The following is a 25,373-nucleotide window of genomic DNA, read 5'->3' on the forward strand; positions in this document are numbered from 1 at the left end:
TCCAATTAACAAGTAATTAATCTATCATTTTTGCAAGTATTATGTGCTTAAACTTGATGGTAAATATTTAAAATGTGCTGGTAGTCATAAACTGCCAGCACACTTTAATTTGTAAATTTTATGTATACATGATAACGCTTACAGTTATTTAGAATACAAGGTAAATGATTTAGTAATCTTGTACTTTAATACTTTGCATTTATTTTATTATAGCCGCTGAAACCTAGTTTGTCTATCGGATAAACTAAGTATTTTTGCACAATTGTTTGAAACTTATATACATACAATTAAAACTCACTTTTGAGTACTTATCTTTTGCTGTTTTATTTCAAAATAAAACGGTCCCAAAGTTGGAGAACACTTTGGGACCTGTTTGATTATTTCATTAAAGCTTCTGCTAATTCAGTTAATATTTTTGCCTGTTGATCTGTGAAGTCTTTATTCGTTTTTGCTTTAACTTCATTGATAAAAGCATTTAGTTGTCCGTCTCTTGCACCTTTATCGCCTCGTTCATCAGCTGCTTTGGCTGCTTCTAGTTTCGTAATTAAAGAGTTTCCTTTATTCGTATTGTCTAATGAGTTTACTTTATTACTCGCAACATCATGTCCAGTCAGGAACATTTTAGTTAGCTCACCAAGACTGTCAAAGTTAACCATGACGTTGATTGTAACTGATTTCGCAGATGTGTTGCCAGCAAGGTCTTCCCCTTCTGCCGTATACGTATGGCTTCCTAGACCAAGCTCGAAAGCCGGTACTGAAACATCCTCACATGTAGATGAGGCGACTCCTGATAAGGCGTCTGCTGCTTGACAAGTGATACTAATATGTTGATCTACTGTGAATGATGTTCCGTCCTCTACTGAGAAGGTGATTTCTGGAGCCGTTTGATCAATGTTAATCTCGATTGATTTCTTTTGTCCAATATTACCTGCTTGGTCCACACTCCAATATTCAAGTACATGTTTGCCATCTTCTATTATCGTAACAGTATTTCCTTCCTGTTCGGCAGAACCATCTAATGAATGATAAGTTGCTTTAACACCAGATTGATAATCAAACCCTGTCAAATTCACCGACACAGGGCTATGATACCAGCCTTCCTGTATATCCCCTTTTAGCTCATATTCCGTGTCTGGTGCATTTACATCTGGTATCTCTACTACATCGATGCTCGGTGCAGGCGGTTTTTCCATCCCTGTTCCAAGGAAGAAGCTAGTATGTGGCGGCTGGTTATAGCCGACATTCTGCCACGCAATCGATAAACGGTACTGAGGATCATGCATTAAGGTGTAAATTCTATTTTTTGCTTCCTCTGTTGTCATGTACACTCTTAGGGCACTGCTGTCATCGGTTCTCCAAATGATTTCTTCTCTCCAGTCACCTAACAAATCAGCCTGCAGGACCGGATTTCCTTTGGTGCTGTTATTTGTTTGCGTTCCTTCTGCGGTAAGAATATTTACTAACTTGCTACTTTCATAGTCCCACTTATCGATGGTTCCAACGCCTGTTGATGTGGCATCATCCCATTTATGATCGACTAACTCGCGGGACAAGTCGCCGTCCCACCAAATCGCAAAATTGCTTGAAGGAATGTTTTCGGATATTTTTTCACCCTTTGCAGTATGAATTCCGCCTACTTTACTGTTCCAAGCACCAGAAATTGCCCATGCTTCAGCCCCGTCGTACCTAGGGTCAACGTCTGCTGACACACCACGGCCTGTGTCCTGGCCGGTTTTCACACCCCAAAGAATTTCACCAGTTTCTGCATCGCGCATGTCATATCCATATGGACCTTCTTTATGCTCTTGGACTGCAAAAACTTCAAGTCCTGGTCTTGCAGGATCAAGATCACTCACATGCTGTGCATCTCCATGTCCTAATCCGGTTGTATATAATCCCTTGCCATTATCATCAATTACCGCTTGACCATAGACAATCTCATCTTTACCGTCCTTGTCGACATCCGCAACGCTTACATTATGATACCCTTGACCAGCATAATCTCTTTGACCTTCATCGTTAGAATCAAAGACCCACTGTTTTGTCAATTTTCCATTTTTAAAGTTGTATGCTGCAAGCACTGATCTCGTATAGTATCCACGTGCCATAATAATACTTGGTGTCTCTCCATTTAAATAAGCTACAGCGGCTAGGAAACGATCCACGCGGTTTCCGTAAGTGTCACCCCAGGCTCCCACATCCCCTCGAGGAGGTTCATATTCTGTAGTATCAAGTGCTTTTCCCGTCTCTCCATCAAATACAGTCAAGTACTCTGCACCTTGCAGAACGTATCCTGTACTGTTACGGTGATCAGCATCGGCTCGGCCAATTACAGTTCCCTGTCCGTCTTTCGTTCCATCCGCGGTCTTGAATACAATTTCCGACTTTCCATCCCCATCGAAATCATAAACAAGGAATGGAGAGTAGTGCGCACCTGCGCGAATATTTTTTCCTAAATCGATACGCCACTTTAAAGTGCCATCCATTTCATAGGCATCTACATATACATTACCTGTATAGCCTGCTTGGGAGTTATCCCTGGAATTGGTTGGATCCCACTTTAACACCAATTCATACTGACCGTCAGCATCTAAGTCACCTACACTTGCATCATTTGCACGGTACGAATATGGATCGCCAAGCGGTGTCACGCCATCCGCTGGTTTTTGAAGCGGAATATCAAAGAAATTTTGATTCAAAACTTTCGTTGTTTCCTTTGATTTTCTTTCTTTGCCCTCAAGGACAGCACGAATCTCATAAACTGATTCAGCTTTTCCGTCCTTATCGACGTAGTTGGTGCTGGCTGTAATTGGTTCAGCATTAATCTTTTCACCATCACGGTAGACATTAAAACTAATACTTTCAGGATCTGTTCCGAGCATTCTCCAGCTGATAAAAACACCTTCATCTGTTTTCATCGCAACTGGTGCACGGTCAAGCTCTTCCATTTGTCGTTTAAGTTTTGTTACCGCTGGAGTTTTCAAAACTTTCGATTGCTCTGAAATACCGCCTGCATTAACAGCTGAAACTTTGTAAAAATAAGGAATCGTTGTTAAAACCGTCTCATCTTTGTAGGATGTAGTTTTTGTTTTACCGATAAATTCGTAAGTTCCTTTTTCCTTATTTGAACGATAGACATTATACGTAATCGCTCCTTCAACCTGATCCCAGCTAATCATAAGGTCATTCTTATTCACTTCGCCCACTTTTAAATGGTCTGGTGCAGCAGGAACTGGCTGTGATGGGTCAACCATTACTACTTTTAGCGGTAGTGAGGGATCAGTTTCCACATTGGCATTATCAATGGTTGTAGCAACATACTCATATTCCATTCCTACATCGACCGTATTATCTGTAAAGGACGTTGTTGAGCTGCTGCCCACTAAGGTAAATTCACTTGTACCCGCCACTTTGCGGTAGACGTTATATTTAACCGCATCCTCAACTGCTTTCCATGAAAGAGTCACAAGCGGGTTTTCTGCATCCAGCGATTTCTCGTCCACTTTAAGTTCGGACGGAGCAATCAAAATTGGGGTTATTTCAACACCGTTTACAATTCCTGTTGCACCTCCGAAACTAAAATTCATTTGTCCATCTTTAACTGAAACTTGAGAAACAACTTTGGTGGTAAAATTATTTCTAGAAGCAGAAATTTGCCCATAATCCTGACCTTCTACTGCCAGAGTTGTTCTTGCACTTCCTGTCATATCGCCAACATAGACTTTTAGCGCATAAAGACCGTTTGGTACATCGACATTAAATTTCCAGCCAACATTAAAATAACCTAGCCAGTCACGAATAAGGTCTCCACCGGTACCGCGGTCACGCCCAATCATCCCAGTTGGATCGACAATTCCATAACCTCTTTGAGCAGTATATACGGTGGACAAATTGACACCTGTATAACCTTCGGCAATTGGATTACCGGCTAAACTAAAATCAAATTTTAAGGTTGCTTTTTTTGTTGTGAATTGTTTTACATCCGATAATTCTGATTCACCTTTTCCATTTATAGCAGAAACCACTACATCGTATGTTTTTCCTTCTTCCATTCCTGTGATATTCAGTTGAGAAATAGTAGAAGTTCCGATCAATTTATATTCGCTGTCAGTTGATAATTTACGGTAAACCCTATAGATGTCTGCACCTTCAACAGCTTTCCACGTGACAAGCGCACCTGCGTTACTAATGCTGCTTACCACTACATCAGCTGGTTTCGCTGGAACGTTTGCTGGTGGTTCGATCCCTGTAACATACTGAGAAAGCGAAATATTCAGATTTTTAATTTCATCCGATACTAGACGCGCGAGCTGGATCGCTCCGTATTCCTGGAAGTGTGTATTATCCTGTGAACCATTTGGGAATGCAGTATAAACACCCGGGTCTGTATGTAAGAATACAGAAAGACTTCCTTCAGGCCCAATGGTATCGTAATAGGCAACACTTCGTGCACTTAAGTCAACCACATTGACATTCATTTCTGCTGCTACTTCTTTCATCCCCTGCACATACTCTGGGAAGCTGACATTAAACTTTCCTGTTGTGGCATTAAAATCGCGTCTGCCAACCGGTGTTACTAGAATCGGAATCGCTCCCCGCTGACGAGCACCATTTATATACGTTTTTAAATAATTTTTATAGTCAGGGACAGATGCATATCGTTCAGGAATACTTATGGTCGCATCGTTATGACCAAATTGTATGAGAAAAAAGTCGTTTGGTTTTATTTCTCTTAAAACATTATCTAAACGACCTTCATTGATAAACGACTTTGTACTTCTACCGCCAATGGCGTGGTTCTTAAAGGTTACATCAGAGCTGAAAAAACGCGGAATCATTTGACCCCATCCAGCTTCTGGTCTCCAATATTCATCATAAGTCTGAACCGTTGAGTCACCTGCGATATAAATGGTTGGAAGTTCTCCCGCTGTTCTTTCCGGAAGTTTCTCAATGGTCATTCCGTTTACTTTTGGGTTTGTTCCAGTAAATTCAAAATTTAATTGTCCGTCTATTAGGGCAATTTCAAATTCACGTTCAATAAATTCACCTTTTAAAACGGAAGCATTTTGAACCTTTTGGATATTTTCAGCCTTAATGCCTACATTTGTCGTGTCTTCGTTGTCGCCTGCAATGACAGTGACCAAATAATCACCATTTGGCAGGTCCACGTTAAAGGATGTCTCAGTTGTCGAAATAAAATCTGATTTTAAGGGGTCTGATGTTGCACGATCTGTTGAGGTCACCTTGGAGATATCAGCAAAACCATAGCTTGATTCTGCCGAATAAGCTGTGTCTGAAGTAACTTTAGTGTAGCCATCTTGCACGGAACTCGTTGCTGTTCCAAAGTCAAACTTTTTTAAAAGTGTTGGTTCTTCCGCCGATACTTGAATTGGGCCAGCGGGAACCGAGGTAAATAGTAACAATAAACTTAAAATGACTGCAAAATACTTCCTTGGACTTCTTCTCCTAATTATCAAAAAATTTCCTCCCTACAACCTGTATTCTTATCTAATAACCTAACTTAGTAGTTCCTTAAACCATCTCCTTTTTAGCTATTTTGACAGCGTTTTCACCTGTATATTAGCTCCATTTATGGCTTTTCAGTTAGAAAAAAAACAGTCAATAATGTTTAAAATTCAGTGCTCTGCAGAAAATGAACATTTATACCTATTCTTCGTTAGGTACCTTTCCTTATCTAAAATACTTTCATCAACGGACTAATTGACTTTTTACCTAGGTATTTGCAGAAACATAAAAGGAATAGATAATTATTATCAAGTCCTAAATTGGAAAAATTTAGCTAAATATAAGGACATAACATATTTTATATGGCTAATATGTTATGTCCTTTCTTCTTCAACTAACTCAGAAAAATCCCCACTGTTCTGCACTGCTTGAGGTGATACACGAATGTCATATAACAACCACTACTAATCAAATGGTACAAACCTTTCCTTTGGTCTTGAATATATATGTTACTAGTATTGTTGAATAGTAAGGATCTGAAATTTTATCTCTTGCTAAAAAATTTCAGGGAATTGCTTTATTGAACATATACGCTAGTAACAAAAGAGGTGAAAACTTGGAAACTATCCATATTTTTACAGCGGCGAACAATGACTACTCCAAGCCGCTTGCCGTGATGTTAAACTCTTTGCTTAGCAATTATAAAGCAGATAATCCTTTGAATATCTATATCCTGACGAGCGACATAACAGAGGATAACCAACAAAAGATTCAAGCTTCACTCATTCCACACTCTGCCAGCGTTCAATTTATAATTCCTGATGGGTCGCTGTTTGCGGGCCAATCTCCCAAAGGCTATTGGTCGATTGAAGCATATTACCGGTTAATAATTCCCAGCATTTTGAATGAAACCGCTGAAAAGGCAATTTACTTTGACTGCGATACCATTATTAAAGAGGATATATCCAAGCTATGGAACCATTATCTCGGAGACTATACAATTGGAGCCGCAGAAGATTGTTCCTCTTTTAGGCAGGCTAGGCGCCTTAGGATTCCTCGTCCTTATGTGAACTCGGGTGTGCTGCTGTTTAACTTGAAGAAATGGCGTGAAGAAAACCTTCAAGAAAAAGTGTTGCATTGCTTAAACACATTTTCAAATCTTACACATCCGGATCAGGATGCATTAAATATCGTTCTGTCTAGACGGATCATGCAGTTGGATACAAAATGGAACTATCCTCTGTTGTATAGGCGAGTGAAAGTAATTACAAAGGTCAAAGCCCGCCGTAGCGGACGGATAATCAGAAAACGTTATAGCTACAAATATGTAATAAAAAAGCAATACCGACATATAACTCCTGCAATTATTCACTACGTGGGCCCCGGCAAACCGTGGAAGGTAACTGACAACCCCCTTCATAACGATTACTGGCAATATGAAGGGGTGACCAACTGGCCTGATTAACAAAATTTTACTGCATGATCAGGGCTTGATATTCAAGCTCTTTTTCTATTAGATATGATAGACTCTACCACAAGGATTATTTGGGCGTTTTGTTAAAAAGACTCTCTATCTATTGATAGAGAGCCTAGATATTGGTTTATTATTTTAAAAGCTATTAATATTTTGCTAATTGTATATTTCACTAACTATTAAATCAATAAACTCCTGTTGTAGGTTTAAATCAATCGATCTGTATAATACTTCAAGCAAATGTTCAATGCTAAGGATTTGCATAATCTTTCTCGTCACCCACTAACAATTCTTATCTGGTAAACGCAGCTGGAACTCCGCCATCAACGGTTAACATACATCCTGTTGTTCGATCAGATTTTGATGAAGCAAAGAATGCAATGGACTCAGCAATATCTGATGGGTAGATATTTACTAGTAGTGTCGTACGTTTACGATAGTGTTCTTCTAATTGATCAGGATGGATTCCGTATGCAGCCGCACGTTCTTCACGCCAGCTTGAACCCCAAATCGCAGAACCTTGAAGAACAGCATCTGGAAGAACAGAGTTAACACGAATTCCAAACTCGCCGCCTTCAGCTGCGATACATCTAGCTAAGTGTGTTTCGAGTGCTTTTACAGAGCTGTAAGCTGCTGCGTTTTTACCTGCGTACACAGAGTTCTTAGAACCGATAAATACCATGTTACCGCCAATGCCTTGACCCTTCATCTGCTTGAATGCTTCGCGGGCAACTAAGAAATATCCCGTTCCTAACACATTCATATTTAAGTTCCACTCTTTAAGTGTAGTCTCATCAAATGGACTAGATGTAGCAAGACCTGCATTGTTAACGATAATGTCAACACCGCCGTAAGTAAGAGCTGTTTGATCAAATGCAGCTTGTACTTGCTCTTCGCTAGTAACATCCATCTTAACAGCAAGGGCACGGTTAGCACCGTATTGGTCGTTAATTTCTGCTGCTACTTTTTCTGCGCCTTCAAGATTTAAGTCTGCCAGCACAACATGAGCACCTTCAGATACGAGACGACGAGCCGTTGCACTTCCGATACCGCCGGCACCACCAGTGATGAATGCTACTTTACGAGAAAATTCTGCTTCAGCTGGAGCAAGAGTTAACTTATATAATTCTAATGGCCAGTACTCCACGTTATAAGATTCGTTTTCACTTAAAGAAACAAAGTTTCCTAGAGTTGTAGAGCCTTTCATTACCGCAATGGCACGGTGGTACAGGGCGCCGCTTACTCTTGAGTTATTTACATCCTTACCTGAATTCACCATCCCTACTCCAGGAATTAAGATAACACGTGGAGCTGGTTCAAACATTTTGTCGCCTTCGTTTTTGTTGCGCTCGAAGTAAGCTTTGTATCCTTCTTTGAAGCTGGCAACTCCTTCTTTAATGCTTTCGATTAATGCTTCAACGTCTTTTGTCTGTGGATCCCAATTGATGTAAAGTGGAACCATTTTCGTATGAACTAAGTGGTCTGGGCAAGCTGCTCCAATTTGTGAAAGCTCTGGTGCGTGATAGCTGTTAACAAATTGAAGTACATCTTCACCACGATCATACGTTAAAAGCATTTTCTTTTCTTCACTTACCGCACCACGTATGATTGGCATAACTTTTGCTAGAATACTAGTTGCTTCTTCATCAGTAAGCGATTGATATTTTTGACCGCCAAAAGCAGTTTCTTCATTTAATTTTGCATTGATAAAACTTTCCGCTTCGTTGATAATTTCAATTGTTTTTGCATAGGATTCTTCTGAGGTCTCTCCCCAAGTGACAAGTCCGTGTTTTTCCATTAATACTAGCTCGGCATTTGGATTATTTCTTACACCTTCTGCGATCATTTTTGAAAGTGTGAAGCCAGGGCGTACGTAAGGTACCCAAACAAAACGATTTCCAAATATCTCTTCCGCAATCTGCTTTCCGTTGTCTGCACAGCAAAGGCTGATAATTGCGTCTGGGTGTGTATGGTCAACATGCTTGAATGGTAAGAAAGCGTGTAATAACGTTTCAATCGAAGCTCTTGGATGCTTGCTGTCAATCATACAATGTGAAAGATACGCAACCATATCTTCATCAGTCATTTCATCACGTTCAAATAATGGGCGAATATCCTCTAAATTTAGCCCCGTGAAATTTTGAGCCTTCATCGTTGCTAAATCAGAACCGCTGCCCTTAACCCACATAACCTCGATATCACGTCCACGGAAGTCTTTTTCCGTTGTTTTCATGGAAGTATTACCGCCACCCCAGTTACATACGGCACGGTCGGTTCCAATTAAATTGGAACGATACACTAATTCTTCTACCCCTTTTGCTGCTTGTGAAGCTTTTTCACTTTCCCATAAGTTCTTTACCATCTACTATTTCCCCCGTTTGTTTGTAATTATGTTTGTTATCTTCTGTTTTATTATAATATATGTTTGTTTATTTTTGAATAGCAAAGTGATAAATCTTTTTATTTTTTTGATTTTATTACAAAAAGGCTGTGTCAAACTTGGCTGTTGATTTGCGCTCCAGGCGCTATGCTTTCCGCGGGCTCGCCCGTGAGCCTCCTCGGTCGTTCCGACCTGCGGGGTCTCACTCAGCTCGTACATCCCGCAGGAGTCAAGCGCCTTCCGCTCCAATCAACAGGTTCCAAAATCAACAGTTTCCTTTAACACAGCCTATAAAAAAGCCGACAAGCACACATCGTCTTGTCGACTTCAGTTATTATAGACACTGCTATAATTCCAATCTTATTGGCTGACCGCTAATTGCTGATTGATTGGCTGCAAGAGTAACTGAGTGGGTTTTTAGGGAATCTTTGTAGTCTGATAATATTCCTGCCGGATTACCAGTTTTAATTGCTTCGAGAAATACCTTATTTTCTGAAATGTATGGATTTACTTGTTCTTTATGTTCTAAAATTTGTTTACCTTTAATCTCTCGTAAATACTCATTACGCAGCTCTAGAATTCCTTCTTCTGTAAATAAATCCAAGCCGGCCTTACTGGAATCTTTCAGAATACAAGTATTTGATATGGTTGCAACCATGCCATTCTGCAGCTTCATAGTAACACTGCCAACATCAGACACTGTGGTTCCTTCTACCTTTTCCTGCATGATTGTGCTGCTGTAAGCTGCGTACACTTCGGTAATTTCACCGCACAAGAAACGTAAAAGGTCTACGATATGCGTTGTTTGTTCAACAAATTGTCCCCCTGATTTATTTACATCTCTCCACCACGGAACCATCGGCATGTCCCCCATCCAATATCCAAGGGCGATCCCAGCTTTTCGATGTTCAAGTAACGACAAGGCTTTCTTCGTGGTTACTTTATAACGCCAGTGGTAACCAACAGAAGTAATGAGTCCTTTTTCTTCTATTCTTTTCGCAATTTCAAGCGGCTGTTCGTTTATTCCTAAGGGCTTTTCCACAAAAAATGGAATATTTCTGTCTATCAAAGCAAATTCAATTGCTCCATGAGCCATAGGTGGTACACAAACATAGACTGCGTCGAGATTTTGTTTCTCTAACATTTCATCTACATTTGTATAACCCTTTGCATTCGACCAGTTTCTTGCTTCTTTTTCTGCCTTTTCAATACTTGTACCACAAAAAGCTGTAACCTGTACTCCATCTAAGTCTGCCAATATAGCTGCATGCGTTTTGGCAAACCACCCGGTACCAATGATCCCTATTTTCAAGGAAATCGCTCCTTTTTTATTGAGGTTATAAACCATTAATTACAATATAAGCGGCTTTTACTGTGGACTCTTTTGTATATCCACTTTTTTGTTTTATTGTAATATATGTTTGTTTATTTTTGAAAACAAATTTTACTAAAATTAAAAAGAGCAAGCTGTTAAAAGCTTACTCTTTCACGAATGAAAATTTATTTAACAATTTTTACCTCTTGTTCTTCAATAACCACTTTTTCATCCTCCGCCAAGTTAGTAAAGATGACTGGTGTAATAATGGATGGTACTTTTTCTTTAATAACTTCAAAGTCAGCTTCGAGCAGCTTTTGACCTTTTTGGACACGCTGGCCGTCACTTACAAACGAAGTAAAGCCTTCCCCATTTAGCGATACAGTTTCAAGACCAACATGAATCAGGATCTCTTTGCCATCGGTAGACTTTACACTGACCGCATGTTTGGTCGGGAATACACTGATTACTTCACCATCTACTGGAGATACAACTGTGCCGTTTGTAGGATTTACAGCAAATCCATCACCAATCATTTTTTGTGAAAATACTGGGTCAGGCACGACATCTAGAGGAACGATTTCCCCTTCTAATGGCTGCAAAATTGAATCATCAACTGCTGCCTTCTTACTTTTGAATAAATTTTTAAACATAAATAATACCGCCTTTTTGAATACTAATAATAACTTTAAGAACATAAGTTATTTACTTATATTATTTTCCCCTAATTTTATTCCTTTATCAAAACATACGCTTACGACAGATTTTATTAGAATTTTCTTTATTTTTTGTCCACAAAAAAGTTAATCCGCACAAGGTGTTTGTGCGGAAATGATTGGCTATGAAGCTATTTTACTAAAACTATTACAGAGGTTCTTTAATGTGTACAATCTTGCCGTTACGATAAACAATTCATTGTAATTGTTTTTTACGTATTCATCAATGATGTTAATTCCTGTTCTGAATTGATCTACCAAGTATAGCGTGTATTTTTCATTCCAATCAAATTGATTTATTCTAATCAGTTCATCTGCTACTATTTGAAACTTATATTCTTCAATCAGATATTTAATTTGTAATAATTTATTGTTCTCAATTCTAAAGTTATTTTTTGTTCTTTGCGTTTGAACAAATTTAATAAAACCATTTATATTCTCTGCCAGGATAAGCGCTTTTTGCATTTCGGACTGCATTTCATCCTCTCCTCAAAATTATTTCTATAGAAAGTGTATGTTTTGGGATAATACGATGCCACCCTTTATTAAGTAATCACTCATTAACTCTCGATTTTTTCTGGCTTTGAATTGTTCATATTTTGAGGGCTTTCGATGTGAATACAGGGCATTAATGGATGCTCTAACACTTGAACAATAACCACAATTTAAACATGTACCGTCTTGAAACAACCTTAAATTCCTACACTCAGGACATTTTACTATTTCCATTGACATCCCCTCCACCGCTCCTTTACTGCTTTTAGTCCTATTTTATGAAGGGGTGAGAGAATATATATTTATTGTTTACTAGAAAAACAATAAAATGGTCTAAAAATATCCTCGAAAACTGGTGTATTTGATGTCGTGTAAACCCCCTTGAATCGTGCTGCAGCACTTTGATTCCAGGGGGTTTTCTTATTGAAATTTTTTTGCGATTTTGTTGTGTGTCACTTCCATTTTCCCTGGCAGGACAAACAGATATTCAATCAGGCTTTCAAGCAAATCCATTAATAAAGAAGTTGTTTCGTAATCCATTTCCGTTTCTAATTCAAGCATCCGATGCAGGGAACCATCAGTTGCGAGCAGGTGGCTGAGAGATTGGATTGGCTTTGCCAGGTCAACTTGATTTGGAAGGATTTCAAGCTGTTGTGATAAAGGCTGCCCTTTACTTTTTTCTTTAAGAAAATGTTTTAGGATACTTTCTATGACACGTTTAGACATTACTGCCGTAGCTGAATTTTCTCTGGATTCAAATACATTTATCGCTGATCGGTAAGCTCTGATAAGGTCTTTGGGTATATTAGGGAGACTTTCTATATGATTAATGAGATGTTTTGAAGCTTGGACGTCATAGATATATGTATCTGCATGTTCATTCTGGTCATCCTGACCATCCTTCGTCATTATAATAAATACGGTTGATTTTTTACACCCAGGACAACTGGACTCTGTTAACAATCCATTTTTGCTGCTTTGAAAGTTCGCATTAATCATAAATTCGGTAATATTTCGGCATTGAGGGCACTCACTTTGTATGCTCTTTGGTATTTTTACATTACCATATCGAATGTAAGAATTGACGGAACCAGGATTGATCCTTCTCATACCTTAGCCTCCCTACTTTTCCACTTTATGTAAATACAATTTCTAATTTGATGATAGCAACTCTATACTTGTTAGTTTTCCCCTAAAAAGAAAAATCATGTTCTTTTCGGACAAGCATAAGATGAAATAACAAACTTTTTGCTGAAAGGGTTGTTCAGCATGACTAATAGGCCGAAATTAACTGCTTCGCTGTATGCGTTGATGGCGATTAGTTTTTGGGGCGTTTCATTTGTATCCACAAAAGCTGTACTGGGAAAGCTAGATCCTTATTCATTACTTGTTATTCGGTTCGGGATTGGAGCCTTATTCTTGCTGTTGCTGCTGCTATTACAACGACAGCGCCTGCAAATCGCAATTAAATTTGTTCCACATTTAATGATACTAGGCATTCTTGGGGTTTTTGTACATCAAGTACTCCAGGCGACAGCATTGTTGACAATAAATGCTTCTGCAGCTGGCTGGCTCATATCGTTTTCACCTGTTTTTACCGTGATTCTTTCGATCCTTTTTTTGCACGAAAAGATGAGTATAACAAAGGCTGTCGGTATGGTTTTCGCAATCACTGGAGTTCTGATTATCTCAAGTACAAGAAGTGGACAATCCTTTCAGTTTGCGATGAATATAGGCTTCCTTCTCATGATTCTGAGCACGTTAAATTGGGCAGTTTATTCTGTGCTATTAAAAAGTTTAAAAATTCCTTATCCCCCTCTCGTGGTAACGTTTTATATGTGTTTATTAGGCTTGATCCTTACTACACCTTTTATTATCCGAAATAAAGGCTGGGAAAACCTTTCATTGTTAAACCATTCAGAGTGGGCTCATCTGTTGTTTCTTGGTGTCTTTGTTTCGGGAATTGCCTATTGGTATTGGGGAAAAGCACTTGAGGTTCTAGAGGCGTCAAAGGTTTCCATGTTTCTCTATTTGGAGCCGATTGCAACTTTATTTGCGGCGGTTCTGCTTTTACAAGAAAAAGTTTTACTCATAAGTGCTGCAGGAGGAATCATAATTATTATTGGAGTAATTATTGTTAACGGTCAGCTTGTGCCTTTGTTGTTGCGTTTCTTAAAGAAATAACGGCTATAGGAGGAGAGCTTTATGAATTTGACAGCTAAGATTAAGAATGTATTAGATTCCTTAAAAAGTCCATCTAAAGCCGATCTAAAGAATGCATTGTTACAAATTGATATGAAACTTGATGATCTTGCACAATTACCAGTACCCTCTGAAGGAAAGCCTTACAATCGAAAGCTTCTATATAAAAATGATGATGTCGAGCTGCTTGTGATGAATTGGTCTCAGTTGGAGTGCGCCCCTCATGACCATGGGAATTCCCACGGATGGATCCAAGTGATAGTCGGCACTTCCCTTAATTCTGTTTATGAAGTTAAAGGTGATAGCTTACCTAAAGAATTGTTTTATCAGTATCACCATAAAGGGCAATATTTTTATGCACCAAAAAAGGCGGTCCATAAAATGAAAGCCTCAAATAATACAGATATGGTAACTCTCCATCTATATTCCCCGCCCATTACCGGGATGATGGTCTATGACTTAGAAAAATGTGCTGCCTGTGTGGTTTCCGATGATTGTGGTGCCTGGTGGCCCGATGAACAATATCAGAAGCTAAAAGAAATAAAATTAAGTAAAAAGTAAACACCATGATCCCTTTATTCAAGGTATCATGGTGTGTTTGAATTATTTTTTAAAAATCATTTATCAAAAAGACTAAGTACAACGGTCACTTTAAACAAGTCTCCATCTACATCTATATCTAAAGTACCCTCATGTAAATCAATTATCGACTTAGCAATAGCAAGTCCTAAGCCAGAACCATCCGTATGACGTGATTCATCACCACGTTTAAACCGTTCAAATAGCTCATCGATATTCTCACTTAACTCATATTTAGAGATATTCTTAAAGGTAATACTCACTTGATGATTTTCTTCTTTAACATTAATATAGGCTCTTGAATTTTCTAACGAATATTTGGTTATATTTCCAATTATATTATCAAATACCCGCCAAAGCTTTTGTCCATCCACAAAAGCATAAATAGGATGCTCTGGATTTGATACCCGAAATTGGACCTGAGACTCTTCCATTTTTTCATTGTACTCAGCTAGGGATTGTTGAAGCAATTGGACGATGTCGACCTTTACTTTCGTCAGTTCAATCGCTCCGCTGGCCATTTTAGATGCTTCAAAAAGATCATCGATTAATACCTTTAAGCGTTTTGACTTACGATCAATAATTTCAATATACGCATTTCGCTCATCCTCTGTTAACTCAGGTTTCTTTAGAAGGTCCGAATACGTAATAATGGAAGTTAAGGGTGTGCGTAAGTCATGACTGACATTTGTGATTAATTCGGTTTTTAGCCTTTCGCTTTTTGCTTGGGCATTTTGTGATGTTTTGACACCGTGTTTCATATGATTAATATCCCCAGCCAGCTGGGCAAAAACGGATCTCCCAATAATAGTTAAGTCAGGTTTGAACTCTCCCTTAGCCAATGCCGAGGCATTTGAAAGGATTTGATTAAAATATCCTGTTCTTTTGATAATGAGAATAATAAGTGGCAGCCCGATCATCAAAATTGCAGGAATAAAAAGCGCTAAGAAGTCTTCGTCAATATAAATTAGTGTCGTTAAGATTCCAAAAGAAAAAACAATGGTTAAAAGTAAGAAAACCTGCGTTCCTACTCTTCGGTTCAGGAAGGCATTTCGAAATACGTTAATGATACTCGCAAAGAAATTCCTAACACTCTTTAATACACGTCCAATTATCGTTTTTCGCCAAACTCCCTTGTCAGATGTGATCGTTTTAATTCTGTTAAATAGATAGACAGCTTGGACCATCGTTAATCCAATGATAATGGTTAAAAATACAAGATTAATGATGATATCATCTGCAGCAATATTAAAATAGATATAAGATGTACTATCTATTAAAGCCATGGAAGCTATGACAAATATTCCTTGTAAAATTAACGCAACATCAAATGGGATATTGTTATATTTACTCTGCCATTTACTTGGTGCAATTTTTTCGATAACTGCCATTCTTTTTCCTATAACTCCACTTGCTGCCAATGCAAGTATGCCGGCTAAAGTATAAATCCAAAAGACGATTCTTTGATTATCATAATTATGATAATTCTGAATAATCATGTTTGTTATAGGGGCGTCTTTTGAAACTCCTATTTTCCCTTCATATCGATCATTGGAATTGGTTCGCGGAAGGTCAACCAAATCCTCAGATCCGATGACTAATAATGGTCCTTCATTAAATACAAGATAACGATTTTCTTTGGTTGGATAGCTCTGAATATAATACATATTTTCATTGTTTATATATTGGTCAACTGATTTTCTACTCTTTGTTGAAAGATTGGTGAATACTTGACCTGTTTCTGTATTTTTTAAGTAATAAACAAAAACCTCTTGGTAATTTTCATAGTCCTCACGATGAAATTCTAGCTCCTTGAGATACTCTTCAATATTTTCTTCTTTTTCTTGTATGATACTTTTCTTTATATTCTCGTCACTTTCAAAGTTTTTTGTAATTTCATCAATTTTTTGATCGCGTTCCTTGATATAGATATCTGCAATCTTTTCGTTATTATTTGCTTTTGCCTCATCTATTCTAGGTTGGTACTGCTGTTCTATGTTCCTGATTTGTTCAGTTAAATTACCATATTGGTACCTTTGTTGCTCTATTTCATCCTTAGATACAGTAATTGCCTCTTTCATTTCTTCCTTTGTTTGATAGCTAATTTCAAATGCATCGATATATTGTGTTAAATGATCTAGTTCAACTTGGAATTGTGATGTTTTAAAGTAACTACGCTGATAATAATCATTTTCATTTATCAAAGCGGAAATAACACCACTGACTCCAAACGCAAACAATACGAGCCATCCAATAATTTTCATTCTATTTTTCCATTTTGTATCCAATTCCCCACACCACCTTTAAATATCTTGGATTTTTTGGGTCAATTTCGATTTTTTCTCGAATTTTACGAATATGCACTGCTACCGTGTTTTCCGCATTATAGCAGGGTTCATTCCAGACCCTTTCGTATATATCAGAGATGGAAAACACACGGCCAGCATTGACCATTAGCAATTCGACAATTTTATATTCGATCGGTGTTAATTTTACCCGCTCCCCGTTTACAGCAACTTCCTTTGCCTCCTGATCAATCGTAAGACCATTCAAATCAATGGTTTTATTTTTCCGATCAAATTGACCTAATGTTACAAACCTTCTAAGCTGTGATTTTACCCTTGCAATAAGCTCCAATGGATTAAAAGGTTTTGTTACATAATCATCCGCGCCAATCTGCAAGCCTAAAATCTTATCCGTATCTTCACTTTTAGCACTTAAAATAATGATGGGAATATTTTTTTGTTCACGTATTTTAAATGTGGCCGAAATCCCATCCATTCTCGGCATCATAATGTCCAGCAGAATCAAATGTACCTCGCGTTCATTTAAAATTTCTAGTGCTTCAATTCCATCCTGTGCCTTATATACTATAAGACCTTCATTCCTTAGGTAGATTTCAATCCCATCACAAATTTCTTTATCATCATCTACCACCAGCACAGTATATTCATCCATAAAGAAAATACCCCCTTTCCAATGTTTAACGTTTCATTTCTTACGAATGAGTCTAGTATAAGCAATATTTCTTAAGTTTAAAGTAGGAGAAAAATGAAGAATTTCTTAAGATTTTTCGTTACATGCTTTCTTTTAGATTCTATCAAAGTATTTAGAACATAGTATATTTTTGTATTTCTAGCGTATAGATAATCTAAATTAGCAATCTATCAGTAAAGGATGAAGCTCTTTGTGTATGGATCTTGGAAGGCTGACATCTAAACTAAATGAGTTAACTTTTTCGATATTGTTATCAGGTTACAAATCTTTTTCCTCAAATTGGAATAAAAAAGGGAAAAAGCCCCTCTATCATTCCCTATGGTTCATCACGAAAGGAACTGGCGAAGTAATGATAAATGGTGAGAAAAATGACCTTTCGCCTGGGAAACTGATTGTTTTTACACCTGGGATGATATACGACAAAAAATCTTCTTCTTCAAATCCGCTCGAGTTTTATTTTATACGGTTTACTTATGCAGGCGCCATTGAGAAAAAAGAGCAATGGCATTTCAAACAGCCTCAGGAAATATCTTTTCCATTAGATGGCGTTTATCCTATTAAAAACAGCTCTGGTGTAGCCCTTTTATTCGATGAAATCATTTCTTTATCTAAACGTAGAGGATCAACAATTGCATTTAGGCAAAAAATCTTATTTCATGAACTATTATTTACTTTGGTACAGGACTTTCAAGCTCAAACGATTTCTAAGGACACAAGACAAGTGATTGAGGAAACGATTGATTATATCGGTCACCATTATCATCATGCTATAACCTTAACAGACTTAGCAAAGCTGGCAGGCTTAAGTAAAAGTCACTATTCCAGACTTTTCAAAAAAAATACCGGCTACAGTCCAATTGAATATCTAACCCATTTACGGATTGACCGGGCAAAAGAGCTTCTTGCCCATTCTGATATAAGGGTCAAAGAAGTCAGCCAAAATGTCGGTTACGAGGATGAACTCTATTTCAGTCGAATTTTCAAAAAGATCGTTGGCGTCTCCCCTACTCAATTCAGTGATGAACAAAAATTATTAGACCAATAGAAAAAGGATGGTTCAGATTCCTGACCATCCTTTTTACCATTCCATCTTAAAGTTTAACTTTTAAAGTTTTCCCTTTACTCTGATTCTGGCATAATTGATAGTACACGGATTGGTTGTTTAGCAGCTGTTGATGATCTCCCATTTCTACAATTCTGCCTTTATCTAAGACAATAATTTTATCTGCACGCTGGATGGTGGAAAGTCGATGTGCAATGATAATCGTTGTTCGATTCTTGGACATTTCTTTTAAGGCGTCTTGAACCGCTTGTTCTGTTTCTGTATCAACATTAGCTGTCGCTTCATCAAGTATAAGTACATCATTGTCTGCAATCATTGCTCTTAAAAAGGAGAGCAGCTGCTTTTGTCCTGCCGACAATACCGTTCCTTCCTCTCCGAGCATCGTGTTATATCCCTTTGGCAGCATTCTAAAAAAAGAATCAATGTTTACAGCCCTCGCCGCTGTTATGATTTCTTCATTACTTACATCGTTATGATTCAAGCGAATATTGTCAAAGACAGTCCCTGAAAAGATAAAAGCGTCTTGTTGAATGATTCCGATGTGCCTTCTAAGCTCGTTTAATTGAACATCTTTAATATTTATTCCATCAAGACTGATGGTCCCCTTTTGATTATCATAAAACCGGTTTATGAGTTGAATAATCGAACTTTTGCCGGCACCTGTCGCACCGACAACACCTACTGTTTCTCCTTGGTTGATTCTAAAATGGACATCCTTTAATACCCATTCCTGATTTTTGTAAGCAAACCAAACATGGTGAAATACAATGTCTCCCTTAACTTTTTCTGGAAGTTCCTTAGGGTGGACAGGGTTTACGATCGTTGGTTTTGTTTCTAAGGTTTCAAAAATCCGTTCAGCTGACGCAAGAGCGGCTTGTATTTGATTAAACCTGTCTGCTAATCCTCTGAGCGGTTCAAAAAATTGCCTAACATAATGAGTAAACGCATACACGGTCCCAAAGGTGATACTTCCATCTACTACACTTCTTCCTCCATACCAAACCAAAAGCGCAAGCGAAATATTTCCAAATAATCCGATGGAAGGATTAAATATAGAATTGATTACCGTTTGACGCATCCCAGCCCGATAATGCTCCTCATTTAATTCATTAAAGATTTCAAGCTGTTTTCCTTCGCGGGCGAATAGTTGGATAACACTCATACCTGAGAGATTTTCAGCTAGATAGGAAAGAAGTTTTGAAAGAATACTCCTTAGATTCCTCTGTGTATCACGTAATACCCTTTTAAAATAAAAGGTAACGATTGCTATGACTGGTATGACTAAAAAGCAAATCAGGGTTAGTTTTACACTCATATATAACATAAGGGCGATGATTCCAATCAGAATTAAAACTTCTTTTACTAAGTTCACAATCACTTGAGAGTATAGTTGGTTCAGCGATTCAACATCATGGGTAATCCTTGTTACTAATCTGCCAATCGGGTTTTGCCTAAAAAAATCCATCTGCATGAGGGAAAAGTGCTTAAAAATGGCTTGCCTGAAATCATATATTACATACTGTCCTATAAATTGAAGTGTGTTATTTTGGTAATAGGTACAAATAGAAGAGACCATTATCAATAAGAAATAGATAATGCCCAAGTACATCATCCCTTGATAATCGTTCATCTTGATGTAAGAGTCGATTGCTACTTTAATAATAAATGGCTGGGCTAAACTGGCTATTACAATAAAGCCTGTCAACAGAAATGAAAATAAAAGGAGTTTTCGATAGGGTTTTGCGAACATCAGCATACCTTTTAATAATTGACGGTCACCTATTGGGGGATGGATTCCCTTTTTTATACTTCGAATTTTCATCTCCTCCTTTTCTTAATGAGGATCTTTCTTCCATTAAGGGGTGGACAGGTAAATTCCGTTGTTTGCTGAGTAAACATTTTTTTGTAAATTCCATCCTGCTTTAAAAGAGATTGATGTGTGCCCCTTTCAACAATCTCCCCTTTATCTAAAACAATGATCTGATCAGCCTCCTTTATCGTAGAAATTCGGTGGCTAATAATGATGGAAGTTCGACTTTTCATTTGTGTTTTCAGTGTGTTTAAAATATTTGTTTCTGTTTTAGAATCCACTGCTGATAGGCTGTCATCAAAAATGATGATAGGAGAAGGTTTTATCAATGCTCTTGCGATACTGACACGCTGACGTTGTCCACCTGATAAAGAAAGCCCTCTTTCTCCTAATTCAGTTTCAAATTTATCAGGGAGATCCACAATATCTTCATAAACGTGGGCTTGCCTTGCTGCATGAAATACCTGTTCATCTTGATAGGGGTTTGGGTCAAAGGCAATATTTTCTTTTATGGATGAGGAAAATAAGAAATTGTCTTGTGGGACGTATGCAACCGATTCCCGCAGAGTTTTTAGCGGAACATCTCGGATATCGTGATCATCGATAAAAATTGAATTTTTGGGAGGATTGTATAAACGTAAGAGCAAGTTGACTAAGGTTGATTTGCCGCTTCCTACTTTCCCGACAATGGCTAAACTAGTTCCTTTCGGGATGGAAACGGTAATATTCTTTAATGCATTCTCTTTACTCCTTTGATACTTAAAAGATAAATTATTTATAATTATATTTCCTTGAAAAGAGGTGATAGGGGTAATCCCTTCTTCATCTTGAATAGCAGGTTCCGTAGATAAAACATGACGAATTCGGTTATCTGCGGCTTTACCCTGCTGGAGGAGATTTATGACCTTCCCTATGTTTTCAATCGGGGCAATCAACAAAGATAAATAGGTGTTAAAGGCAACAAAGTCACCAAGCGAAATGGTACTCTTCATTACTAAGATGGAGCCGAATACGATGGAAATTAAATAACTTAGCCCGACAATTCCTTGACTTAACGAGGTGAACAGCGAATTTGCACGAATTAACTGTTTATTGACCTCGACATTTCCTTGATTATCGTTTGTAAACTTCTTACGTTCTTTTTCCTCTTGGATATAGGTTTTGATAACACTAATCCCCGAACAAAATTCTTGAACTGTGCTTGTCAATGTCCCGATTGCTTCTTGTACTTTTAAGGAATGCGTTTGAGTCTTTGACCGGAAACGATAGGCAATATACGTTAATCCTGGTAAAGGTAATAAGACCAGTAACGTTAAATAGAAATGAATGGTACTAGCCATCATAAATACAGAGATCGAAATGAGCACGGCAGCTTCGACCATCTGAAAATATCCCTGCATAACGATCTGCCTCATGATATTGACATCGTTTACGGCATGAGCCATCAGATTCCCAATTCGCTGGTTTTGATAATATTCAGCCTGCAATCTCTCCCAATGTGAAAACAAGGAACTCCGTAAGTCCCGCTCTAGGATTCTTGACATCTTGAATATATAAATTCGGCCGCTCGACCGAAAAAGAAAAGCACCGAATCCGACAATAACAAACCATAGTGACAACTCCCATAAATCAGAAACATGAATGGATTTATTTTGAAGCCCATCTGTGAACTTTTTTAATAAAACGGGGACAAATAATTGCAAAACAAGGGAGACGGTTAAAAGAATGGTGCCCAGCAAATAACTCCATTTATGTAGAACAAAATGCTCCTTAAAGATAGGTTTATTACTCATCATACCCCCTCCTTCATAAAGGAATATGCTTAGAATAACGCACCCTTCAACCAATCACAATGGATTTCCCCATCATCTTTCATGGATTATCATGCTTTAAAAGTATCAAAAAATCCAACTAACACTTTAAAGCAAAAATAAAACTACCTGTCCCTCAATTTGAGAAACAGGCAGCGGCCGCAAACGGTTTATTTTTCTTTTCTTAAACTCAAGTCCGTTTTGGTAGTACCGAAATACCAACAATCCTTTATTTTCTATTTGTAACAACGAGTACTTTAAAGCTTTCTTCAAGTTGATTTACCAGCATTTTATGATTGTTTTTTGCTATTTTCATATATTCATTGGTCACTTTTCCCCAGAAGCTCTGGCTTTCACGTGAATAGCGAACATACGATTCACTACTTTCTTCAACGTTCTTTTCTATAGATTCGATAAGATTAACAGTGAATTTGATTGGTGTTATCGCCAAATTCTCTAATTGTTCAGAAATGTCTTCTACTTGCTGTGTATACTGGTTTAATCCATCATTTTTTTCAAAATTACTGGATAAACCATTGACGATTTCCCTGTTTGACTTTCTTGATTCTGTATATAAATCAAAGATTGATTTTCTAAAGTCTTTATTGAGCTTAATTACATCTTTTACAGACTTAAGATAAGCTTCTTCACTGCTTTCGCGGAGCTTTCTTGCTTGATCCAACATTTGTTCGTATTGTCCCCAAAGTGTTTCTACATATGAATTGGATACACCTACGTCTTCTTGAGCTTCAGTTTTCAATTGTATATTTGTTTCTTCTGCGTATGGATAAGATAAAACTGCTTCTTCTTGAACTTCAGCTTTCATTTGTGTTTTTGCTTCTGCTTCTGAAGCTTGTGTTTTTGTTTCTAATTCTGGAGCTTTTTCCTCTTTCTTTGTCATGGTTTTAGTCATTTTCGTTCCTCCTTAGTTTCTACTTTTATTTTCATTTCTCTATGGAATCCTTCTTTTCAAATGAAGGGAAATAGAGCTCAATTATACCTTTATACTTGTGTTATCAAAGATTTGCAGCTATCTAACTAATTCGCATTTCCCTTTATAAATATGTATTGTAAGCCTTTTTATTTCTTAGGATAACTTTCCGCAATATCAAATTCAAGCTACCAAGTTACAACTTTTGACTATATATGTATTTTACACCTATAGGTAAAGACGTGTCAATAATTACTAATGAAGCAAACAATCCTCACTATCATCAGTGAGATGTTTGCTTCATTCATTGATTTAAATAAATACATTTCCTATCCATTGTTCTTATCAACCTCAGAATTTGATTCAATTACATTTACTAGTTCTTGAATGATATCGTTAAGCCTCATCATGCTTGTATCTTTCTTAAGAATACTAGAAGTTTTAAGAAGAAGAATTTCTTCTTGATTACTCATAAAAATCCCTCCATTTATAATAATATAACAAATTTTTAGGACTGCATTTATGCGTTACTCATATATGTAATTTACATATATAATAACTCAATCATTCATATATGTAAATTACATATATGAATTTTCAAAAAAATTCTTATTACTAATTACATTCTAACTTCAACTAAAAATTCTGTAAAATGAATGAAAGTCAACTATTGTTAAATCTAAGTTAAGCATAAAGGGATTTTAAAATATTAAGTAATCTGAAATAACGACAAATACTTTTCATTCTTTGTTTTTCGATAGTAGAATTGCTCATAAATACTCAATTATAGGGCGGATTCATCACATTTCATAAGAAAGTGACGATGGAAACTCTTCATACTCAAACAGGTATGAAGGAAAGTATGTGGAATTATACATTTACAAGGAAAATAACTTGTAACTAATCGGAAAGGTTGTGAGTTTATGAGACTTCTGGATGTACAGCCTAAGAAAAACCTAAGCTACATCTTCGTTCAATTTCCAGGAATGAAAATGAATGTCCCTATGCTCTCGAACAATGAGGGAAAGGTGGTGAATGAAGATGTTGCTTTATGTATCCAATTAAATAGCAAAGAGAAGGTTAATAGTTTATATCTAGTACGCACACAGAGTATAAAACCGTTTGACTTCTCTGATGAAGAAATTGGAGCAAAAGCATTTTTTCGAGTCATCAAGAAAAAAGAAATCTCTCCGGCCTCACACACGAATGAATCCGATGATTTTGTCACGTTTATTACAGATGAAGTGGCTGTTGTGCAAAAGAAAACAGCAGCAGGATATGAATTCGTCTTAGTTTTAAATAAACGTGAAATTGGACTGGTCGCTTCGATTGAAGAAGAAGTTTTACAAACAGAAAAAGTACTATTGACACTTATTGAGGAGCTGAATGAAAGTGTCATAGCTCAAACAGTTAAAAAGAAGAATATGATTGTCTTCGGAAGGAGGGCCAAAAAGAGGATATTCTTTGGAGGCCTTGTCTTTCAAGATACTGAAGTTATAGATCCAAACCGAATGTTTTTTGAGGGCGTTAAAAGAAAAGTTATGGTATTTTCTCCTGCCGCATTAGACTTTATCGGTCCAGGTGATCGTAACCAACCCATCTTTAACACGAAGGGAGGGTAACGCAGCTTCAAAAAGGGATAGACAATTTCATACTAACAAATAATCGAAACATATGGATTAAAAGGATAATCCTTTTCGATTGTAATAGATATAAAAAAATAGTGAAAGGATAAATCGCAGCCTAAGACTTCTCTTTAAAGAGAATGAAGCAATTTCAAATAGAGCAAAAAGACTTAACCATGGGGTTAAGTCTTCAGGCTGTCGAGAAAATCTCGACAGCTATTATTTTTCACAATAACTTTAATGATTCACCGCGTTAATATGTTATAATATTCCTATAAATAACAGGACGGTGTATAGAATGTACAAGCCAAATAGAGAAATTCAAAACGAAGCTGAATTTGTTTTTATTGATGATTTAGTACCGCAAGAACACCTATTAAGGAAGGTGGACAAGTATATAGATTTTTCTTTTATTGGTGAGAGGGTCCGTCCTTTTTATTCAGAAAATAACGGGCGTCCTTCGGACCCTATACAGCTCTTTAAAATGATGTTTATCGGATACTTTTATG

At 37.3% G+C, this 25,373-nt stretch carries 19 protein-coding genes; 6 read left to right on the forward strand and 13 right to left on the reverse strand.

Annotated elements, in window-relative coordinates:
* Window positions 1-377: 377 nt before the first annotated feature.
* Entirely contained in the window at window positions 378-5,477 is a 5,100-nt protein-coding gene (locus tag ACIQAA_RS20570; RefSeq protein ID WP_402622952.1) for a rhamnogalacturonan lyase family protein, read from the reverse strand.
* Between the two features lie 605 nt (window positions 5,478-6,082).
* Between ACIQAA_RS20570 and ACIQAA_RS20575 the strand changes: the two genes are divergently transcribed.
* Window positions 6,083-6,931, forward strand: a complete 849-nt coding sequence (locus ACIQAA_RS20575) for a glycosyltransferase family 8 protein (protein ID WP_402622955.1) — start codon at window positions 6,083-6,085, stop codon at window positions 6,929-6,931.
* A gap of 165 nt (window positions 6,932-7,096) precedes the next feature.
* On the opposite strand, the gene sda is transcribed toward ACIQAA_RS20575, so the two are convergent.
* From sda to ACIQAA_RS20605, 6 genes are all read right to left on the reverse strand, one after another.
* The gene (gene sda, locus ACIQAA_RS20580; RefSeq protein ID WP_402622958.1) at window positions 7,097-7,204 is read right to left on the reverse strand and encodes a sporulation histidine kinase inhibitor Sda; all 108 of its coding nucleotides are present in this window, start codon (window positions 7,202-7,204) and stop codon (window positions 7,097-7,099) included.
* A 28-nt stretch (window positions 7,205-7,232) separates the two neighbouring features.
* A complete protein-coding gene (locus ACIQAA_RS20585; RefSeq protein ID WP_402622961.1) occupies window positions 7,233-9,302 on the reverse strand; it encodes a bifunctional aldolase/short-chain dehydrogenase in 2,070 nt (689 codons plus the stop codon).
* Between the two features lie 364 nt (window positions 9,303-9,666).
* Window positions 9,667-10,632 carry a Gfo/Idh/MocA family protein gene (locus ACIQAA_RS20590; RefSeq protein WP_402622964.1) on the reverse strand — a complete coding sequence of 322 codons (966 nt, stop codon included), beginning with the start codon at window positions 10,630-10,632 and terminating at the stop codon, window positions 9,667-9,669.
* A 188-nt stretch (window positions 10,633-10,820) separates the two neighbouring features.
* The gene (locus ACIQAA_RS20595) at window positions 10,821-11,288 is read right to left on the reverse strand and encodes a PTS sugar transporter subunit IIA (RefSeq protein ID WP_402622966.1); all 468 of its coding nucleotides are present in this window, start codon (window positions 11,286-11,288) and stop codon (window positions 10,821-10,823) included.
* A gap of 186 nt (window positions 11,289-11,474) precedes the next feature.
* Window positions 11,475-11,828 carry a hypothetical protein gene (locus ACIQAA_RS20600; protein ID WP_402622969.1) on the reverse strand — a complete coding sequence of 118 codons (354 nt, stop codon included), beginning with the start codon at window positions 11,826-11,828 and terminating at the stop codon, window positions 11,475-11,477.
* A 438-nt stretch (window positions 11,829-12,266) separates the two neighbouring features.
* Window positions 12,267-12,956 (reverse strand): hypothetical protein, encoded by a 690-nt coding sequence (locus ACIQAA_RS20605; protein ID WP_402622971.1) that lies wholly within the window; start codon window positions 12,954-12,956, stop codon window positions 12,267-12,269.
* A 159-nt stretch (window positions 12,957-13,115) separates the two neighbouring features.
* Between ACIQAA_RS20605 and ACIQAA_RS20610 the strand changes: the two genes are divergently transcribed.
* Both ACIQAA_RS20610 and ACIQAA_RS20615 read left to right on the forward strand, forming a co-directional pair.
* Complete coding sequence (locus ACIQAA_RS20610) at window positions 13,116-14,030, forward strand: DMT family transporter (protein WP_402622974.1); 915 nt, start codon at window positions 13,116-13,118, stop codon at window positions 14,028-14,030.
* A 21-nt stretch (window positions 14,031-14,051) separates the two neighbouring features.
* The gene (locus ACIQAA_RS20615) at window positions 14,052-14,609 is read left to right on the forward strand and encodes a cysteine dioxygenase (RefSeq protein ID WP_402622977.1); all 558 of its coding nucleotides are present in this window, start codon (window positions 14,052-14,054) and stop codon (window positions 14,607-14,609) included.
* A gap of 56 nt (window positions 14,610-14,665) precedes the next feature.
* Here ACIQAA_RS20615 and ACIQAA_RS20620 read toward each other — a convergent pair whose 3' ends face one another.
* Both ACIQAA_RS20620 and ACIQAA_RS20625 read right to left on the reverse strand, forming a co-directional pair.
* A complete protein-coding gene (locus tag ACIQAA_RS20620; protein WP_402622979.1) occupies window positions 14,666-16,915 on the reverse strand; it encodes a histidine kinase dimerization/phospho-acceptor domain-containing protein in 2,250 nt (749 codons plus the stop codon).
* Window positions 16,893-17,585: a response regulator transcription factor gene (locus tag ACIQAA_RS20625; protein WP_402622982.1), complete on the reverse strand. Its 693-nt coding sequence runs from the start codon at window positions 17,583-17,585 to the stop codon at window positions 16,893-16,895. Before ACIQAA_RS20625 ends, ACIQAA_RS20620 begins: the two co-directional genes overlap by 23 nt.
* A 235-nt stretch (window positions 17,586-17,820) precedes the next feature.
* Here ACIQAA_RS20625 and ACIQAA_RS20630 point away from each other — a divergent pair, with 235 nt between their 5' ends.
* Complete coding sequence (locus tag ACIQAA_RS20630) at window positions 17,821-18,669, forward strand: AraC family transcriptional regulator (RefSeq protein ID WP_402623025.1); 849 nt, start codon at window positions 17,821-17,823, stop codon at window positions 18,667-18,669.
* Between the two features lie 46 nt (window positions 18,670-18,715).
* Here the strand turns inward: ACIQAA_RS20630 and ACIQAA_RS20635 are convergent, their stop codons facing one another.
* The 4 genes from ACIQAA_RS20635 to ACIQAA_RS20650 form a co-directional block, all read right to left on the reverse strand.
* The gene (locus ACIQAA_RS20635) at window positions 18,716-20,509 is read right to left on the reverse strand and encodes an ABC transporter ATP-binding protein (RefSeq protein WP_402622985.1); all 1,794 of its coding nucleotides are present in this window, start codon (window positions 20,507-20,509) and stop codon (window positions 18,716-18,718) included.
* Window positions 20,506-22,290 (reverse strand): ABC transporter ATP-binding protein, encoded by a 1,785-nt coding sequence (locus tag ACIQAA_RS20640; RefSeq protein ID WP_402622988.1) that lies wholly within the window; start codon window positions 22,288-22,290, stop codon window positions 20,506-20,508. Before ACIQAA_RS20640 ends, ACIQAA_RS20635 begins: the two co-directional genes overlap by 4 nt.
* 247 nt (window positions 22,291-22,537) lie before the next feature.
* Window positions 22,538-23,221, reverse strand: a complete 684-nt coding sequence (locus tag ACIQAA_RS20645; RefSeq protein WP_402622991.1) for a hypothetical protein — start codon at window positions 23,219-23,221, stop codon at window positions 22,538-22,540.
* A 347-nt stretch (window positions 23,222-23,568) separates the two neighbouring features.
* Window positions 23,569-23,712: a hypothetical protein gene (locus ACIQAA_RS20650; RefSeq protein WP_402622994.1), complete on the reverse strand. Its 144-nt coding sequence runs from the start codon at window positions 23,710-23,712 to the stop codon at window positions 23,569-23,571.
* Window positions 23,713-24,162: 450 nt separating this feature from the next.
* Between ACIQAA_RS20650 and ACIQAA_RS20655 the strand changes: the two genes are divergently transcribed.
* The gene (locus ACIQAA_RS20655; RefSeq protein WP_402622997.1) at window positions 24,163-24,861 is read left to right on the forward strand and encodes a hypothetical protein; all 699 of its coding nucleotides are present in this window, start codon (window positions 24,163-24,165) and stop codon (window positions 24,859-24,861) included.
* 301 nt (window positions 24,862-25,162) lie between these two features.
* Window positions 25,163-25,373 (forward strand): transposase (locus ACIQAA_RS20660; RefSeq protein WP_483874187.1); only part of this gene is annotated, 211 nt, incomplete at its 3' end.

Source organism: Neobacillus sp. NPDC093182 (assembly GCF_044754045.1).

Coding starts and splice junctions, on each gene's coding strand:
- sda (WP_402622958.1), bottom strand. CDS start 7,204: ATGCAAATCCTTAGCATTGAACATTTGCTTGAAGTATTATACAGATCG.
- ACIQAA_RS20585 (WP_402622961.1), bottom strand. CDS start 9,302: ATGGTAAAGAACTTATGGGAAAGTGAAAAAGCTTCACAAGCAGCAAAA.
- ACIQAA_RS20595 (WP_402622966.1), bottom strand. CDS start 11,288: ATGTTTAAAAATTTATTCAAAAGTAAGAAGGCAGCAGTTGATGATTCA.
- ACIQAA_RS20600 (WP_402622969.1), bottom strand. CDS start 11,828: ATGCAGTCCGAAATGCAAAAAGCGCTTATCCTGGCAGAGAATATAAAT.
- ACIQAA_RS20605 (WP_402622971.1), bottom strand. CDS start 12,956: ATGAGAAGGATCAATCCTGGTTCCGTCAATTCTTACATTCGATATGGT.
- ACIQAA_RS20610 (WP_402622974.1), top strand. CDS start 13,116: ATGACTAATAGGCCGAAATTAACTGCTTCGCTGTATGCGTTGATGGCG.
- ACIQAA_RS20615 (WP_402622977.1), top strand. CDS start 14,052: ATGAATTTGACAGCTAAGATTAAGAATGTATTAGATTCCTTAAAAAGT.
- ACIQAA_RS20625 (WP_402622982.1), bottom strand. CDS start 17,585: ATGGATGAATATACTGTGCTGGTGGTAGATGATGATAAAGAAATTTGT.
- ACIQAA_RS20630 (WP_402623025.1), top strand. CDS start 17,821: ATGGATCTTGGAAGGCTGACATCTAAACTAAATGAGTTAACTTTTTCG.
- ACIQAA_RS20635 (WP_402622985.1), bottom strand. CDS start 20,509: ATGAAAATTCGAAGTATAAAAAAGGGAATCCATCCCCCAATAGGTGAC.
- ACIQAA_RS20640 (WP_402622988.1), bottom strand. CDS start 22,290: ATGAGTAATAAACCTATCTTTAAGGAGCATTTTGTTCTACATAAATGG.
- ACIQAA_RS20645 (WP_402622991.1), bottom strand. CDS start 23,221: ATGACTAAAACCATGACAAAGAAAGAGGAAAAAGCTCCAGAATTAGAA.
- ACIQAA_RS20650 (WP_402622994.1), bottom strand. CDS start 23,712: ATGAGTAATCAAGAAGAAATTCTTCTTCTTAAAACTTCTAGTATTCTT.
- ACIQAA_RS20655 (WP_402622997.1), top strand. CDS start 24,163: ATGAGACTTCTGGATGTACAGCCTAAGAAAAACCTAAGCTACATCTTC.